Below are 18,672 nucleotides of genomic sequence, written 5' to 3' on the forward strand. Positions count from 1 at the left end.
AATGATTTTAAAAACCATTTTAGATAACCTCTTTTTCTAAACTTATTATTTTACTCTGCTTAAAGTTACTACTGCTTCTGCTCTTGTTATTTTACCTTTGGGCTTAAATGTTCCATCACTATATCCGCCCATATATCCATTTTCTATCATGCCTTCTACTGAACTTTTAGCCCAGTTAGATACTTGATTATTATCATTGTATTTGTTTATTTTATCATAATTTGTATCTGATAGTTTCTTATAGTTAGCTATCATTACAGATGCTTCTTCTCTTGTTATCGGGTCATTTGGCTTAAATTCTGTTGCTGACTTTCCATTACATACTCCATTGCTTACAGCTATGTCTATTTCATCTTTAGCCCAGTGGGTTTTCGTGTCACTAAATACTTTTCCACCTAACTGAGTTAATCCAAATGCTTTATTAAATATAGTTACAAACTCAGCTCTAGTTATTGAATTATTAGGTCTAAATGTTCCATCTGCATATCCACCTACATATCCTTTAGATACAAATAATTCTATACTATCTTTAGCCCAATGAGTTATCACATCCATAAGTTCGATTATTCTTCCCATTACGCTTACCTCTATTTCCTTTGTTACTGTATTTCCATCACTATCATTTGCTTCATAAACTACTTTATAAGTTCCGGCAATTGATGTATTTACTGTATTTTCTTTTATCTTTATATCTGCTGTTATATCTCCATCTTCGCTATCACTTGCACTTACGTCTTTCATTGGGTCAAATTGATATCCAACTCTTAGTGTTTTTTCACTTGCAGTTATCACTGGTTTTTCATTACTTCTTATAGTTACTTTAATAGTTTTTGTTGTACTTGCTCCTTTACTATCTACTACATTATAAACTACTTCATATTCCCCTATCTTGGTTGTATCTACTGTGTTTTTCACTATTTCTATTTTAGATGTTATATCTCCATCTTCTTGGTCACTTGCACTTAATCCATCTAATGAGTTAAATATATCTCCTAGTTTTAATATTATATTACTTGCACTTATTGTTGGTATACTGTTTACTGTTACATTTATTCCCTTTGTAATTGTGTTACCATCACTATCACTTACTTCATATACTACTTTATATATTCCCGCAACTGACGTATCTACTGTGTTTTCTTTTATCTTTATATCTGCTGTTATATCCCCCTCTTCTTTATCACTTGCATTTATTCCATCTAATGGCTCAAACGTATCTCCAACTTTTAGTATTATATCCTCTGCAATCACTACTGGCTTTTCATTACTTCTTACTGTAACTTTTATTGCCTTTGTTATACTAGTTCCTTGACTGTCTGCTACCTTATATTCAACTTCATATATTCCTTCTTTTGTTGTATCTACTTCATTTTTTACTACTTCTATTTTATCTGTTATATTTCCATCTTCTTTGTCATCTGCACTTACTCCACTTAGTATATCAAATGAGTCTCCAACTTTTAGTGTTATATCACTTGCAGTTATTACTGGTTGTTCATTTATATTACCATTAACTACATAGTATTGTTTACTTATTGTATTTCCAAACACTGTTTTAAATTCTATTGTTATTTTATCTTTATTACCTATATTTATATCTTTTAAGTCAAATACTCCATTATTATTTACATATACATTTTGTCCTTCTATATACATATCTACAACAGGAACAGTAGCCCCTTTTAAGCTTAGATTTCCATCAGTTACGGATGCCGCATCTCCTCTTATAGGTATATCTTGTACCGGATATGAGGTCATAATGAAATTTGATATATAATTAGTTCCACTTATAACAATAGTTCCGTTATATAAAGTTGGACTTCCACCCCAGGACATATATCTCCCATATAATTTCCCATTTAGAACTAATCCTCCGTAAGATCTTAGGGCACCCATTACATATATATTTCCATTTACAGTTACATTGCCTCCTATAGTTAAAACTGCTTTAGGTCCTATATATAGATCTCCATTTATAATTTTATTAGTCCAGTATTCATTATTATTTACCGTAGTAACTCCTTCAATTGGTTTAGTAGGATTTTGTTCATATATAACTGTAAAATCCCCCGCACTAAGATTTTCTCTTATATCTCCATAATTATTTATATTTAAGTTATATATAAAGACGTCGTTATCTTGATTGTCTTTGATATATACAAAATCTATTTTCCATTCTCCAGATTCCGTAGTATTATCTATATCTATATATCCTTCATATATATCTTTTTCACTGTTATATGTCATTGGTACATATTGAGGTTTACCTGTAATTGGCATCTCATAATATAATGATACATATTTTACTCCCGATATATCATCACTTGCTTTTAAACTTACATTTACCCTATCTCCATCTTTAGCTTCTTTTTTATCTACATTTAAACTTGATACATCTAATACTGGTGCACTTATATCTGCACTTGTCCCACTTACGGTAAAATCTCCCGCACTAAGATTTTCTCTTATATCTCCATAATTATTTATATTTAAGTTATATATAAAGACATCATTATCTTGGTTGTCTTTGATATATGCAAAATCTATTTTCCATTCTCCAGATTCCGTAGTATTATCTATATCTATATATCCTTCATATATATCTTTCTCACTGTTATATGTCATTGGTACATATTGAGGTTTACCTGTAATTGGCATCTCATAATATAATGATACATATTTTATTCCCGATATATCATCACTTGCTTTTAAACTTACATTTACCCTATCTCCATCTTTAGCTTCTTTTTTATCTACATTTAAACTTGATACATCTAATACTGGTGCACTTATATCTGCACTTGTTCCACTTACGGTAAAATCTCCCGCACTAAGATTTTCTCTTATGTCTCCATAATTATTTATATTTGAGTTATATATAAAGACATCATTATCTTGGTTGTCTTTGATATATGCAAAATCTATTTTCCATTCTCCGGATTCCGTAGTATTATCTGTATCTATATATCCTTCATATATATCTTTCTCACTGTTATATGTCATTGGTACATATTGAGGTTTACCTGTAATTGGCATCTCATAATATAATGATACATATTTTATTCCCGATATATCATCACTTGCTTTTAAACTTATATTTACCCTATCTCCATCCCTGGCTTCTTTTTTATCTACATTCAAACTCTCAACGTCTAGCACCGGTGCAGTTATATCTACTCCGTTATTTTCTTCATAAGTACTCTGGTTATAATCGCTAATACTTTGTTCTTCAGCATATGTCAATAGACCCGATGTACTTGATAATATCATCGTTGTAGATAATATTAAAGCTGTAAATTTTTTATTTATTTTCAACCTAATGCCCCCAACTATATTTAAAATTTATCTTCTTTATAAATTATACCATATAATGTTAATAATTATATTTAATAGTAGTAAAACACTATATTCATATATTAAATAACTAAGTATATTGTGCCAATATTTACTTTAACATAAAAAGGATGCACAAATGTGCATCCTTTAATTTATATATTAGAATTGAGCTTCAGCAAGTCTCTTATAAGACATGTATCTATGCTTAGCATCAGCTTCTGCCTTAGTAAATAACTCTTCAGCAGTTTCTGGATATTGCTTAGCAATAGCAGAGTATCTTATTTGACCCATTAAGAAATCTCTAAAGCTTGCTGTTCCCTCTTTAGAATCTAAAGTAAATGGATTTTTACCTTGATCTGCAAGAGTTGGATTGTATCTGTATAAATGCCAGTAACCACTTGCAACGGCTTGTTGAATATTAGCTTGGCTACGACCCATACCTTCTTTAAGACCATGGTTTATACATGGAGCATAAGCTATTATTAAAGATGGTCCATCATAGCTTTCAGCTTCAGTTATAGCTTTCATAAATTGGTTCTTATCAGCACCCATACCAACTTGAGCTACGTATACATTTCCGTAAGACATAGCCATCATACCTAAGTCTTTCTTTCTAGACTTCTTACCAGAAGCAGCAAACTTAGCCATAGCAGCAGCTGGAGTAGCTTTAGAAGATTGACCACCTGTATTTGAGTAAACTTCTGTATCAAATACTAATACGTTTACATTTTCACCAGAAGCTAATACGTGATCAAGCCCACCATAACCTATATCATAAGCCCAACCGTCTCCGCCTAGAAGCCATATAGATCTCTTAACTAGGTAATCTTGCTTATCAGCAATCTCGGCAAATAATTCTTTAGCTCTAGTATCTTGTACATCAAGGTTAGCAAGAATATTCTTAACTTCATTACTTGCAACTTTAGAGCCTTCGCCATCTTCCATATTAGTTAACCAGTTGTTTAATATTTCTTTGTAGTTTTCTTTTATATCTAAGCTTACTAATTCATGCATTATATCAGCTATTTTACTTCTCATTTGATTAGTAGCTAATGCCATACCGTATCCAAACTCAGCATTGTCTTCGAATAATGAGTTTGCCCAAGTAGGACCTTTACCTTCATGGTTTACAGTATATGCAGTTGATGGAGCTGATGCACCCCATATAGAAGAACATCCTGTAGCATTAGCTATCATCATTCTATCTCCATATAGTTGAGTTACAACTTTTATATATGGAGTTTCTCCACAACCAGCACAAGCTCCTGAGAACTCATAAAGAGGTTGTTTGAATTGGCTATTTTTAACGTTCATTGGAGAAGCTGCATGTTCTTTTGGAGATACATTAGTCATAGCAAATTCCCAGTTTGGTATTTGCTCAATTGTTTGAGTATCAATTCCCTTCATAACTAATGCTTTTTCTTTAGCTGGACATATATCAGCACAGTTTCCACAACCAGTACAGTCCATAGGGCTTATTTGAATTCTATATTGATATTGATCTAATCCTTTACCTACAGCTTTTTTAGTTACATAGCTTTCTGGAGCTTCTTTTAACTCATCTCCTGTAGCAAGCATTGGTCTTATTACAGCATGAGGACATACATATGAACATTGGTTACATTGAATACAGTTTTCTGGTATCCACTCTGGAACATTAACTGCTATACCACGTTTTTCATATGCAGCTGTACCACTTGGGAATGAACCATCTTCTATTCCATTGAATGCACTTACAGGTAATATATCACCTTCTTGTGAAGCCATAGGTCTTAATATTTCTGTTATGAATTCTGGTTCTTCTACAGTTGTAGCAGCTTCTTCTGTTTGTGTCTCATTATGATTTGACCAAGAAGATGGAACATCTATTTTAACTAACGCATCTGCACCTTTTTCAACTGCTTCATAGTTCATGCTAACTATTTTTTCACCTTTTTTGCCATAAGCCTTAACTATAGATTCTTTTAAGTACTTAACAGCATCTTCTACAGGTATAACTTCAGCTAACTTGAAGAATGCAGATTGCATTATCATGTTTATTCTATTTCCAAGCCCTATTTCATTAGCTATTTTAGTAGCATCTATAGTATAAAACTCAACATTATTGTCAGCTATGTATTTTTTCATACTACCTGGTAAGTATTCTTCTAATTCATCAGCACTCCATGAACAGTTAAGAACAAATACTCCACCTTTTTTAAGTCTATTTACTGGATTGTATTGGTTTACATAAGATGGGTTGTGACATGCTACATAATCAGCTTCATCTATTAAATAAGTTGATTTTATAGGAGTTTTACCAAATCTTAAGTGAGACATAGTTACCCCACCAGATTTTTTAGAGTCGTATGCAAAGTATCCTTGAGCATACATATCTGTGTTATCTCCTATTATTTTTATAGCTTGTTTGTTTGCTCCAACAGTACCGTCAGAACCTAATCCCCAGAATAAACATCTTATAGTTCCTTCTGGAGCTGTGTTTATTTCTTCTTTTACTTCTAATGATGTATTAGTTACATCATCAACTATACCTACAGTAAATCTATCTTTTGGAGCATCACATTTTAAGTTATCAAATATAGCCTTTATTTGAGCTGGAGTAGTATCTTTTGAACCTAATCCATAACGTCCACCTACTATAAGAGGAGCATTTTTTTTGTTATAGAATATAGATTTTATTTCTAAGTATAATGGCTCACCTATTGAACCTGGCTCTTTAGTTCTATCTAATATAGATATTTTCTTAACTGTTTTAGGCATTGCATCTAAGAAATGCTTAGTTGAGAATGGTCTAAATAAACGAATTTTTATAAGTCCATATTTTTCTCCTTTAGCATTTAAGTAATCTATTGTTTCTTCTATAGTGTCTGTTACTGAACCCATAGCAACTAATATATTTTCAGCATCTGGTGCACCATAGTAGTTAAATAACTTGTAATCTCTTCCTGTTATTTTGTTTATTTCATTCATATAGTCTTCAACTATAGGAACCATATTATCATAGAATTTATTTGAAGCTTCTCTTCCTTGGAAGTATATATCTGGGTTTTGAGCAGTTCCTCTAAACATAGGATGATCTGGATGTAGAGATCTATTTCTAAATTCTTGTAAAGCTTCTTTGTCTATTAATCTTTCAAAATCAGAATAGTCTATAGCTTCTATTTTTTGTATTTCATGAGAAGTTCTAAATCCATCGAAGAAATGTATAAATGGTAATCTACCTTTTATAGCAGATAAATGTGCTACCCCTGCTAAATCCATAACTTCTTGTACAGATCCAGAAGCAAGCATTGCACATCCTGTTTGTCTTGCAGCCATAACGTCTTGGTGGTCACCAAATATAGATAAGGCATGAGCTGCTATAGCACGAGCACTTACGTGGAATACACCTGGTAATAATTCACCAGCCATTTTGAACATATTAGGTAACATTAATAATAAACCTTGAGATGCAGTAAATGTAGAAGTTAAAGCACCAGTTTGTAATGAACCGTGCATTGCACCAGCAGCACCAGCTTCTGATTGTAATTCCACAACGCTAACTTTTTGTCCAAATACGTTTTTCTTCCCCTGGGCAGACCACTCATCGAAAGCTTCTGCCATATTTGTAGATGGAGTTATTGGGTATATAGGAGCTACATCTGTAAATGCATAAGCAACGTATGCAGCAGCCGTATTTCCATCAACTGTCTTCATGATTTTAGCCATTTATTTCTCCTCCTTATTTTTTGTAATAAGAATTACATATGTAATATTCTTACTAATAATTTATTAGTTGGTTTATGACAAACTTATTTTTTGCATAAAAATATCTTTGTAAATAAGAATTCTATATTTCATATAAAATTCCTTCAATTTTAAAATATATTTTTGTAATTTTTTAATTTGTCGAAATTTTGGTTTTTTTAACCAACTATGTCCAACTTTTAATATTCCCCTATTTTATACTTTTTAAACCAAATTTTCGAATTAATTCTCATTTTGATATCTGAATTTTTTAAATTAATTCTCATTTTGATATTTAAATATTTAAATATTAAAGTTATAATTAAATTATATATCTAATTCCATTTTATGTAAACATAAAAAAACAATAAAAAAGAGCCTATTGGCTCTACATGAGTTATCTTCTATTTTTTATAGACTTGATTAAATAATTAACTATTCCCTTTTTGTCTAATCTTATTTTTTCAAACTCATTTTCCCTTATAAAATCTATTAATTCTCTTCTATTTATCTTGTATATATTTACACCGTTTACACAGTACATAGATTTATCAGCTCTAGAAATAGACACTATACAAGTATCCTTATCATAATTATATTGTTCACATATACCTATAAAATTTGAAAAGCTAGGCATAGTAAATATGCAAGTTTTCAATATCATCCCCCCAAAATCATAAATTTCACCAATATCCTTTAAATATCGCACTTATAAAGTATTTTAAGGTTATATTAAATTAAAGTCAAATGTTATTTAACTGTAATTATAGTTGTTGCACTAATATTACCAGATTTATCTATTGCGTTTACGTAAATTTTCTTACTTCTTATTTGCCCAGGTATATTTACAGTAAAGTATCCATTTTTATCGGCATTTGATAAATAAATTTTTTTATCTATACTAACCCTTAATATTGAATATGCTTCTGCCCTTCCTTTTACTGTTTTATCATAGGCTTTTACTGTATATACACTAGGCTGTAAAGGTGGAATTACATCTCTTACTTTAGTAATTGCATATTTACTTTTATTTCCTGATTTATCTACAGACAACAATTTTATCTCCATATCTGATTTTATATATTTTATTGTATACTTATATACACCCATTGCATCTGTTATAGATCTTCCTAGGTATTTTCCATCTAAATATATATATACAGTTGAATGTTGTTCTGATTTTCCGCTTATTAATGTTGATTTATTATTAACGGTATTAATAGTTGGTACTACCGGTGGAGTTCTATCTTTTACAGTTATATTTACTGTATCACTAATTTCTCCTTTTTCATTTGTGGCTACAAGACTTAATATTGTTCCCGGTGTTTGATAGTTAATAGGTATTGAAAAACTTCCATATTTATTTACAAGTGATGATCCTATTTCTGTATTTCCCAACTTAGCAGTTACATAATACCATGCTTTTGATTTACCTATTATTTTATTGCTATTATCAGATACCTCATATACTAATGGCTTTTCAGGTTTAACTATTGATTTATCTAAACTAGATACAGTATCTATAGCTTTCGTAATATCTAATCTTCCCCATCCGTACCTTGTATCATAGCCTATACTTCCTAAGTCCTTAGTCGTACTTATTAATGTATTGTAAACTTCGGTTAAAGTTATATCTGGTTTAACTGAGTACATAATACCCGCTACTGCAGAAACATGTGGAGCTGCCATTGAAGTTCCTGATAATAAAGCTATATCTCCATTTGAAATAACGCTTGCAATGTCTACTCCAGGTGCAACTAAGTCTAATCCTTTGCCATAGTTTGAAAATGTAGCCAAATTATCTTTATTATCTGTTGCTCCTACTGAAACAACATATTTTGAATTGGCAGGATAAAAAAGAACATTACTAGAACTATTACCAGACGCTGCAATTACAGTTACTCCATTTTTATTAGCATATTCTAGCTCCTTTTCAATCACTGGTATAGGTTCTATAACTGAAGATCCTAAGCTTAAATTTATAACCTTTGCTCCATTGTCTACTGCATATCTTATTCCCAAGGCTATATCACTGTCTTCTCCAAATCCTAGAGAATCTAATACCTTAATAGGCAATATACTAGTGTGATTATCAGATACCTGAGATATTATTCCAGCAACATGAGTTCCATGAAAGTGATCATCAAAAGCATCATCATCATTATTTACAAAATCTTTATCAATATCTGTACGAACTTTTCCTTCAAAATCCTTTAAATTATAATTTATTCCTGTATCTAATACAGCAATTGTACTTTGTCTGTAAAATGTATCTTCTGTAAAATTATTTACAACTTCATTGCTATAGTTTTGTATTAACTCACTATTATAATTGCTATTACCAATTGCTTTAAAAACATGAGATTTTTGTACATATTCGAAATCTTTATTTTGAGATAAGCTTTCTATTACTTTATTTACTGATTTATTAGAGTCTAAAGTTATAACATATGTATCTGGTATAGAAATATTTTTATTTTTTACAGTATTAACCTTAATTTCATCAGCTAAAATATTATCCTCTTTTAATATTTCTTTTATTCTTTTATTTAAACTTCTAGTGCTCTCATCTTCTACACTTATAATAATCTTTTCTTCGTCACTATAATCATTTTCTAAAGCCAGGGAATTATACCCAAGTGATTGAATAAGAATACAAGAAATAATACTTATTGATAGTAACTTCTTTTTTAACACATAAAATCCCCCTAGAATAAATATAAATACAGTAATATTATATACTTATTTTATTTATATTGAAAATAAAAAAGTTGGCAATAAATTCATGCCAACCTTAAATATTAGTATCCTCCACTACTTCCACTTCTTCCTTGAACTATTGCAATAGATGCACTAGCACCTATTCTAGTAGCGCCCGCATTTATAACAGCTATAGCATCTTCCATATTTCTAACTCCTCCAGATGCCTTAACTCCAATTTCAGGCCCTACAGTATCTCTCATCAATTTAATATCTTCTGGGGTAGATCCACCTGTTCCAAATCCAGTAGAAGTCTTAACATAATCTGCTCCTGCTTTTTTTGCAAGCTCACAAGCTATTTTCTTTTCTTCATCAGTTAAATAACAAGTTTCTATTATAACCTTAACAAGTGCTTTCTTGTCTGCTGCATCTACAACAGCTTTTATATCATTTTGTACATAATCGTATTTTTTATCTTTAAGAGCACTTATATTTATAACCATATCAACTTCATGAGCACCTTTAGATATAGCATCTTTAGTTTCAAATGCCTTAGTATCAGTTGTATTAGCACCTAAAGGGAAACCTATAACAGTACAAACCTTTACATCGCTACCTTCTAATTCTTCTTTTGCTAGTTCTATGTATCCTGGATTTATACATACAGAAAAGAATCCATATTCTTTTGCTTCTCTACATATAACCTTTACATCTTCTTCAGTTGCAAAAGCCTTAAGTATAGTGTGATCTATCATTTTTGCTATATTTACGTCCATATATTCATCTCCTTATTTACTATTTAAACAAAAATTCGCTTTGCTCATGTCGCCAACGACCCAAAAATCGGGTCCGTTGCTCAAAAAAAGCATGTGTATTATACACATACTTTTTGCACTTTATCAATATATTATTCAGCTATTAATTCAACCATTTCTCCGTTTTTAACACCTGCACCGTTTCCTTCTTCTATATCAACGTGCATTTCTAAAGCAAAACTTTCGTGAGCTCTTACTAAAACATTTTCAAATACTAATGCTCTTTCTCCAAAAGTTCTAACCTTAACTCTTTGCTTATCTTTAACACCAAATTTTTCAGCATCAGAAGTATGCATATGGATATGTCTAGCAGCTACTATAATACCGTCTTTCATTTCAACTTCACCAGCTGGTCCAACTAATTTAGCACCTGGAGTTCCTGCTATATCACCTGAATCTCTTATTGGTGCTTTTACACCTAAAACAAATCCATCAGCTAATGATATTTCAACTTGGCTGCTTGGTCTAGCAGGTCCTAAAACTCTAACACCTTTTAAAGTTCCTTTTGGTCCTACCACATCAATTTTTTCTTCACAAGCATATTGACCTGGTTGTGCAAGATCTTTTAATTTTTTTAATTCATATCCTTCTCCAAATAATACATTTATGTCTTCTTGACTAAGATGAACGTGTTTGTTAGATAAAGCTATTGGTAATTTCATATGTAATTCCTCCTATGTTTAATTTTCATAATCATTATACATAATATTCCTATCAAAATCAAATAATTAACCCATTTAGTAAATTATAGAAATTTGGAAAAGATATGTTAATACATTCACTATCATCTATATTTGTATTTCCGCTAGCTATTAAAGATGCAATACTCATTGCCATGGCTATTCTATGATCCTTGAAGCTTTCAATGTATGCTCCTTTTAACTTAGTCTTTCCCTTAATTATCATTCCATCTTCTAATTCTTCTATATCTGCTCCCATTTTTTTCAAATTATCAACTGTAGCTTTTATTCTATTACTTTCTTTTACCTTTAGTTCCTTTGCATCTTTTATAATTGTAGTTCCTTCACATTGAGTGGCAAGTACAGCTATTACTGGTATTTCATCTATAAGTCTAGGAATTAAATCTCCAGATATAGTGATTCCACAGAGATTATTAGAATACCTAACTATTATATTTCCTATTAACTCGCCACATACTTTTTTAGTATCTACTATTTCAAAATTACCATTCATAGATTTCAGTACATCTAGTATCCCAGTTCTAGTAGGATTTAAGCCTACATTCTTTATAAGTATTTCAGAATTTGGTACAATACTTCCTCCAACTAAGAAAAATGCTGCAGAAGATATATCACCAGGAACGTATATTTCTCTAGGATAAATATTTTCTACTGGATTTACATTTATAGTTAAATCATTTACATTAATATCTGCTCCAAATGACTTAAGCATTATTTCAGTATGATCCCTGCTTTTAACTTTTTCAACTATAGTGCTAGTGTTTTCTCCATATAATGAAGCTAATATTAAAGCTGATTTAACCTGTGCAGATGCAATAGGCATATTGTAATTTATATAATTAATATTTCCACCATTTATTGTTATTGGTGTATAATCACCAGTTATATTACATCCCATAAGCTTTAGTGGATCGGTAACTCTTTTCATAGGCCTTTTAGCTATAGATTCATCTCCAAATAAAGTAGCTTCAAAGTTTTGACCAGCAAGTATTCCCATAATAAGCCTTATTGTAGTACCTGAGTTTCCAACATCTAAAAGCCCACTTGGCTTTTTAAGACCTTTAAGTCCAACTCCATTTACTATAACTTCTTTTTTATTTAATTCTATATCTACACCCATTTTTCTAAAACAATTAACCGTACTTATACAATCTTGCCCATTTAAAAAATTGGTTATTCTATTTTTTCCATTACTTATTGCTGAAAACATTATAGCTCTATGGGATATAGACTTATCTCCTATTAATTCAAAACTTCCCCTAAGCATTTTTTATCTCCTCAATAACTTCATATATTTCATCTTCAGTACCATCATCTACAACTCTTACCTTACCATAATCTATTGGAATAACTAAATTGAACTTTCCAAAGCTATTTTTCTTATCATTTTTCATAACATTTAGTATGTCTTTAGAATCTATATCATAAAAAGTCGTTGGCAAATTGTATAAATTATATACTTCCATTAACTTCTCATAATAATCATTGTTTATATATCCTCTTTTTAGCGAGAACTTAAATGCCATAACAGTACCTATACTTACAGCAAATCCATGGCTTAATCTTCCTAGCTTTTCTATACCATGGCCAAAAGTATGTCCAAGATTTAAGATTCTTCTCAAATCATTTTCTTTTTCATCTTTTCTTACAATATCTAACTTTATGTTTACACATTTACTTATAATATAAAGTAACTTATTTTCATTTAAATTTAAAATATCATCACTATTTTCTATTAAATAATCTAAAAACTCATAGTCATATACTAAAGCATATTTTATAACCTCAGCTAGTCCACCTATGAATTCATCTTTGTGTAGAGTTTTGAGTGCATTTACATTTATATATACAAGTTCTGGCTGATAAAAACTTCCAACTATATTTTTATAAACACCTATATTTACTCCTGTTTTACCACCTATAGAGCTGTCTACTTGGGAAAGTAATGTTGTTGGAACTTGTATTAAATCTACACCTCTCATATATGTAGATGCTACAAATCCAGCTAAATCACCTACAACTCCACCCCCAAATGCCAAAACTAAAGACTTTCTAGATAAATTGTTTTGTATGCAGTATCTTATTATTTCTTCATAAGTTCCTAAATTTTTAGAGTCCTCACCACTAGATATTATATATTCGTAAATAATCTTATGTTTAAATACTTTTATAAAATATTCTAATTGCTTTTTATATACATTATCGTCAGTTATTATTAAAATAGAGTCATACTCTTTAGGTAAATAAAATTTATCATAACTACTTTCTATTATTACTTTGTTTATTTTCTCCATCCTCTTCTCTCCAACCTTTCCATATAAGAGTGATAGTTAGACTTTATATCATTTATATTGTCACTGCCAAACTTATCTAAGAAAAACTTAGCTATGACAAATGCCGCCACATTTTCTCCAACTACACTAGCTGCAGGAACTGCACATACATCTGAGCGCTCAATACTTGCCTTATATCCTTCCAAAGTCTCTATATCTATTGAATCCAGTGGAGTATATAAAGTAGGTATAGGTTTCATAGCACATCTTATTATTATTTCATCTCCGCTACTCATTCCACCTTCTATACCACCTAAATTGTTAGAACTTCTATATATACCTTTTTCTTCATTGTAGTATATTTGATCTTGAATTTTGGATCCTCTATGATTCGCAACTTCAAATCCTAAACCTATTTCAACACCTTTTATGGCTTGTATACTCATAAGATGTCTACTTAGTTCTGCATCTATTTTTTTATCAAAATGAACGTATGAACCAAGACCTGGAGGTACATTTTTTATTCTTATTTCAAATATTCCACCCATGGTGTCTTTATCAACCTTTGCATTTTTTATTTCATTTATCATATTGCTTTCAATATCTTTTACTATACATCTAACTTCGCTATTATCCACATGTTCTTTTATAAAATCAAAATCATACACATTTTCTAGTTTTGAACTTCCTATTTGAATAACATGAGAAGTAAATTCTATGTCAAAAGTCTTTAAAAGTTGCTTACAAATAGCTCCAACACCAACTCTTACTGCAGTTTCCCTAGCACTAGATCTTTCAAGTACGTTTCTAATATCATCAAAATCATACTTTAGACTTCCAGTTAAATCGGCATGACCAGGTCTTGCCTTTGTAACTTTTTTAGTTTCTTTGTCGATATCAGTTATAGGGTTCATATAATTTGCCCAATTTTCATAGTCATTGTTTTTTATCATAATAGCAATAGGGCTTCCAATTGTAGTACTTCCTCTCATACCACTTAATATATCTACATTGTCTTTTTCTATTGCCATTCTTCCGCCTCTACCATATCCCGTTTGACGCTTTTTAAGCTCATTATTTACAGTCTCTATATTTATATGTAAATTAGCTGGCATACCTTCTAATATTGCAACAAGACATTTTCCATGTGATTCTCCACTAGTTAAATACCTAAGCATAACTTCCTCCTTAAGAAAAAAATTCGTTTCACTCATGTCGCCAACGGCCTAGAAACATGGCCCGTTGCTCAAGTTTATAAGTTGGAAATTAAAATTTCCTTTGATAAAAAAAGAGCTAGCTACTTAGCAAGCTCTTTTATTTCATTTATATAAGAATTTATTAATTTATCTATATTTTCAACATGTTCATCGTTATCTTTATATGACATTTCATCAGAGCTATTTATATTATAAGTATACTTTAGCTTTGAGTTAACGCTTTTGAAGAAAAAGTCCATAATTATTTGGCCACCCTTAAATTGACTTTCATAAGGGCTACTTCCACCTACAGCTATGTACATACCAACTCTTTTTTTACTTCTATTTATAGACGGTTTTTTTAATATATACTTACTTGCAAAAAAAGCTTGAGTTCTATCTACTACAGTCTTTAGTTTTGCCGGTATTGAATCAAAGTAAACAGGAGATACAACAATTGTTCCATTGGATTTGTCAAATTGTTCATATATAGGAGTCATATCATCCTTTATACGGCAATGCCCTGTCTTTTCACAAAATCCACATGCATTACAGTAATCTATATTCATATCGTATATGTTGTGAACAACATAATCAATACTATTTTCCTCCAATTTATTAGTTATATCATTTATTATGTCTACACAATTTTTCTTTTTTCTAGGACTTGCATTTACAACTACTATCATAAAATCCCCCTATATATTTTTTAAGAAAACTAATAATATATCGTCTTCATAATGTTCTTCATTAGAAAAATCAATTAGTTCTTGTTCTAGTTTTTCAAATATTTCTGATGTATTTAATTTATAATTACATTCTAAAAATTTCTTAAGTCTATCTATACCGTATTCTTCTTTATCTTTATTTTTAACTTCCAAAACACCATCAGTAAACATACATATAAGGTTATAATCTTCTAGACAATAACAACCTTCACTATATGCCATTTTGTCAATAACTCCAAGCGGTAAGCCTTTATCTATTTCTATTTCATTTGATATAACTTCACCATTTTCTAATACACGTATCCCTATAGGTAGATGATGGCCTGCATTAGAACTACATATAGAATTTTGAGATACGTCTATTACATCAACTCTAGCAGTTGCAAAAACTCCCATTTTATCAAATTCTTCATACAATATCTCATTCATAGAAGATACTATTTCTGATGAGCTTTTGTTAGAAAGTGCTAAGGTCTTAAAGGTTCCCTTTAACATTGCTACAAAGTAGTTTGAAACTATACCATGTCCCATTACATCTACTAAAAGAAGAATTCTTTTATCTTCATTTACCTTTAGTACATGACAGAAATCCCCTCCTATTAACTTAGAAGGCTTGTGATAAAATGATATTTCTTTGTTGTTTACAAACTTAATATTACTTTCATTCATCATAAGTCTTTGCTGTTCAGATAAAACCTTTAATTCATTTTCAACAAGTTCATGTTCCATTTTTGCTATATTATATTTATACAGCTGCATACCAACAGAAACTTGTTTTGCAAATATACTAAGTACCTTAAGATCGTCTATAGTGTATTTTTCACTATTTGCTGCAGCTATATATCCAACATGATTTTCACTTAAGTGAAGCTTGTGATATATAAGGGTACCTACATTTTGGTCTTCTATTTCTTTACTTAAATCTCCCTTATCATAGTACTTAGATGTTATATCATTTTCTTTTATTAACCCAAGGGCTCCATATATATTAGTATTTTGGTCTTCATCTTCAGGTATATAATGACTAAATAGCTGTTTTTTGCTTTCTTCATCGTCTATAACTACTAAAGCAGCCTTACTTTTTGTTATATGACAAGCTTGTCTACTTAAATGATCTAAGAAGCTTTGTATACTTTCATCTGTATAAAGTTTTTTGGTAGCTTCATTTATAGAGTTTAGAGCACCTCTCAATTTATTTACCAAAACGTCTATGTCGCTATTTTTCTTAGTTATTTCTATAGATAAACTTATTAAAGATGTAACAGAAGAAATAAAGGCTATATCATCATCACTCAAAGTTTCGTCTTTGTTTAAAAAGCAAGTTAAAAAACCAACTACCCTATCGTTAGCTATAAGAGGAAATACTATTCTACTGTTATATCCTTCTTCGCTAGCCATAGCTCTTTCATCTATAGCTCTTTCATCTTCAAATATATCTTTTACCCAAACTATTTTTTGTTCACATACTGCTTCTTGGATATATTTTGGATAAGTGCTAAAATCTATTTTTACACCCCTTGGGCTATCATCAGAAAATAATGTCGGTATATAATTTAGGGTAGAAGAACAAACTAGATATGCATATTTAAAGCTATTTTTATAAAATAAATTTACACATGCCTTAGTTGGATGTACAACTTGAAGCATTTTGTCTATTATTTTATCTTTTATTACAAAAAAGTCCGTAGATTCTGTTACAAGTTTTGATATTTCTACTAAATTATACATAGCTTTTTCTTTCTTAGTGTTGTTTTTCATAAAACTCCCCCAGTATTTAGAACGAATTATGTCTATTGTATATTTTTAATATTACTATATAAATCTTTTATAGTAAATACAAAAACTATTAGGAAAGATAGTATACAAACTATGTTAAAATTAGTAAACAATCCTATTAAAAGTATTATCATCAAAGCATTTAACTTTGGTTTTATATTGTCTGTAACTATTTTTTGACTAGTTCCTTCTATATTGCTTTTTATATTCCCCATGTTTTCCTTTATATTATCTTTGATATTTTCTTTGAATTGATCTTCTAAAAATACCTTGTAATATGTGTATAGCATAAGTATTGCCATAGCTCCTAATCCAAAAAATATATTTAAATTAAATGCTATAAGTATACCTACTACAGTAGCAAAGTATTTTAAGGCCTTACCTAAAATATTATCTACCTTAGCTGATACTTCCTGAATTGGCTGTTTCTTTATTTCATATTCCTTTTTTGTTAAATCCTTTATTCTAGATTTTACTATTTCTGAATAAAAAAGCTTTACTAAACCATTAATCATAATTTTCCCTCCAGTTTGGAATATTTTACTTATTTATATTTTTACAATTATAATATTTTTTATACTTGTCAATAATATAAATGGATGATTATGTAAGAAGGGAGCTATTATATGGATATAGAAAGTTTGGATATTCGACTTAGAACTCAGCTTTATGGTTATACAAAAAAGGTTCTTAGAAAATATCAAAAGGGAATTGCAAGTGGTAAATTAACAGCAAACATATTTGCACAAAATATACTAGAAATGGAAAATATGAAGCATTGGTTAGATGAAAATGTAAAAAACAAAGAAGAATTTAGAAAATCCTACATAAACTACATAGATAAGCTTATAAATAATCAAAATGAATTTAGTATCTCACCTAAAAGCAAATCAAAATCTAAAGTTTCAATATCACCTAAGCCTACAGTTACCCAACAACTTCAACTTAAAAACGTATTAAAGGAAAGCGGATATGAACTTACAATGCCTTCTCAATACTTAACAGCAATTGAAGTAGACAATATTATAAAATACATAAAAACAGGAAAGATAGAGTTAGGAAGTGAAAGAGTCTATAATTACATAAAAAATCAAAAACATTAAAAGCGAGGATTTCTCCTCGCTTTTTATTATCCCATAGCCTTTTCTAATTTTGCTAAATGTTGTATTGGATAGAATTTTAGAAGTTCTCTAAATTGCTCAACAGTTAGTCCTTCAGTTGAAGTATATATTCTTATTTTTTCATCTAAATCAGCATTTACAAATTGTCTTTTTACTTCTTCAAAGTTTATAGTAGACATATTTATACCTCCTATTAATTATTATGTATATATTTTATTATCTCCAGAGTATTAAAAATAATTCATTATAATGTTTTTGTAAAAAATTAAAGACAGAGGAAACTTCCTCTGCCTTTTATAA

Annotated in this window: 14 protein-coding genes; 1 reads left to right on the forward strand and 13 read right to left on the reverse strand. The window is 30.0% G+C overall.

Features of this window, described 5'->3' with window-relative positions; genetic code table 11:
• Window positions 1-45 precede the first annotated feature (45 nt).
• From ACUSRV_RS02610 to ACUSRV_RS02665, 12 genes are all read right to left on the reverse strand, one after another.
• Entirely contained in the window at window positions 46-3,315 is a 3,270-nt protein-coding gene (locus ACUSRV_RS02610; protein WP_490140355.1) for an immunoglobulin-like domain-containing protein, read from the reverse strand.
• A gap of 180 nt (window positions 3,316-3,495) precedes the next feature.
• Entirely contained in the window at window positions 3,496-7,044 is a 3,549-nt protein-coding gene (gene nifJ, locus ACUSRV_RS02615) for a pyruvate:ferredoxin (flavodoxin) oxidoreductase (RefSeq protein WP_490140356.1), read from the reverse strand.
• 415 nt (window positions 7,045-7,459) lie between these two features.
• Window positions 7,460-7,720 (reverse strand): hypothetical protein, encoded by a 261-nt coding sequence (locus ACUSRV_RS02620; protein ID WP_490140357.1) that lies wholly within the window; start codon window positions 7,718-7,720, stop codon window positions 7,460-7,462.
• A gap of 92 nt (window positions 7,721-7,812) precedes the next feature.
• Window positions 7,813-9,759 (reverse strand): S8 family peptidase, encoded by a 1,947-nt coding sequence (locus ACUSRV_RS02625; protein WP_490140358.1) that lies wholly within the window; start codon window positions 9,757-9,759, stop codon window positions 7,813-7,815.
• Window positions 9,760-9,863: 104 nt separating this feature from the next.
• The gene (deoC, locus tag ACUSRV_RS02630) at window positions 9,864-10,538 is read right to left on the reverse strand and encodes a deoxyribose-phosphate aldolase (protein WP_490140359.1); all 675 of its coding nucleotides are present in this window, start codon (window positions 10,536-10,538) and stop codon (window positions 9,864-9,866) included.
• A gap of 131 nt (window positions 10,539-10,669) precedes the next feature.
• Window positions 10,670-11,239, reverse strand: a complete 570-nt coding sequence (gene pduL / locus ACUSRV_RS02635) for a phosphate propanoyltransferase (RefSeq protein ID WP_490140360.1) — start codon at window positions 11,237-11,239, stop codon at window positions 10,670-10,672.
• A gap of 58 nt (window positions 11,240-11,297) precedes the next feature.
• Window positions 11,298-12,545 carry a 3-phosphoshikimate 1-carboxyvinyltransferase gene (gene aroA, locus ACUSRV_RS02640; RefSeq protein ID WP_490140361.1) on the reverse strand — a complete coding sequence of 416 codons (1,248 nt, stop codon included), beginning with the start codon at window positions 12,543-12,545 and terminating at the stop codon, window positions 11,298-11,300.
• Window positions 12,538-13,572 carry a 3-dehydroquinate synthase gene (gene aroB / locus ACUSRV_RS02645; RefSeq protein ID WP_490140362.1) on the reverse strand — a complete coding sequence of 345 codons (1,035 nt, stop codon included), beginning with the start codon at window positions 13,570-13,572 and terminating at the stop codon, window positions 12,538-12,540. The genes aroA and aroB overlap by 8 nt, the downstream gene beginning before the upstream one ends.
• A complete protein-coding gene (aroC, locus tag ACUSRV_RS02650; protein ID WP_490140363.1) occupies window positions 13,560-14,729 on the reverse strand; it encodes a chorismate synthase in 1,170 nt (389 codons plus the stop codon). The genes aroB and aroC overlap by 13 nt, the downstream gene beginning before the upstream one ends.
• Before the next feature lie 119 nt (window positions 14,730-14,848).
• Window positions 14,849-15,436 (reverse strand): flavodoxin family protein, encoded by a 588-nt coding sequence (locus tag ACUSRV_RS02655; RefSeq protein WP_490140364.1) that lies wholly within the window; start codon window positions 15,434-15,436, stop codon window positions 14,849-14,851.
• 9 nt (window positions 15,437-15,445) lie between these two features.
• Entirely contained in the window at window positions 15,446-17,233 is a 1,788-nt protein-coding gene (locus tag ACUSRV_RS02660) for a GAF domain-containing SpoIIE family protein phosphatase (protein ID WP_490140365.1), read from the reverse strand.
• A gap of 32 nt (window positions 17,234-17,265) precedes the next feature.
• Complete coding sequence (locus tag ACUSRV_RS02665; RefSeq protein ID WP_490140366.1) at window positions 17,266-17,766, reverse strand: hypothetical protein; 501 nt, start codon at window positions 17,764-17,766, stop codon at window positions 17,266-17,268.
• Between the two features lie 111 nt (window positions 17,767-17,877).
• Between ACUSRV_RS02665 and ACUSRV_RS02670 the strand changes: the two genes are divergently transcribed.
• A complete protein-coding gene (locus ACUSRV_RS02670) occupies window positions 17,878-18,354 on the forward strand; it encodes a hypothetical protein (RefSeq protein WP_490140367.1) in 477 nt (158 codons plus the stop codon).
• Between the two features lie 26 nt (window positions 18,355-18,380).
• On the opposite strand, the gene ACUSRV_RS02675 is transcribed toward ACUSRV_RS02670, so the two are convergent.
• The gene (locus ACUSRV_RS02675; RefSeq protein ID WP_490140368.1) at window positions 18,381-18,551 is read right to left on the reverse strand and encodes a hypothetical protein; all 171 of its coding nucleotides are present in this window, start codon (window positions 18,549-18,551) and stop codon (window positions 18,381-18,383) included.
• Window positions 18,552-18,672: the final 121 nt, after the last annotated feature.

The organism is Sporacetigenium sp. TC11 (assembly GCF_058146105.1).